Annotated in this window: 1 pseudogene; it reads right to left on the reverse strand. The window is 65.2% G+C overall.

Features of this window, described 5'->3' with window-relative positions:
• Positions 1-302 (reverse strand): annotated as a pseudogene (locus NE591_RS14305) (2-C-methyl-D-erythritol 4-phosphate cytidylyltransferase); the annotation flags it as partial.

The following is a 302-nucleotide window of genomic DNA, read 5'->3' on the forward strand; positions in this document are numbered from 1 at the left end:
CGATCAGCACTTTGCCGCCAAGCCGCTCGATGAGCGACGAGTCGTAGGTTCCCACGAAGCCGTCGGACAGCGCGCTCGCATGGGCGCGGCGGTAGATGCCCGCGCGGAAGACCTGGGGCGTCTGGGCATTCCAGAAGACCTAACGGTCGGGGGTGCCCACCACCACGCCGTCTTCCACGACCTTCAGCGTATCCACCGCCGGATGTGCCACAATGGCGACGTCGGCATCGAAGTTGCCCTTGACCATGTTGATGGTGTGCTCGATGAGATCCGGCGACACGAGCGGTCGGGCGCCATCGTGC

The sequence above is a fragment of the Adlercreutzia sp. DFI.6.23 genome, assembly GCF_024462535.1.
GTDB lineage: Bacteria > Actinomycetota > Coriobacteriia > Coriobacteriales > Eggerthellaceae > Adlercreutzia > Adlercreutzia rubneri.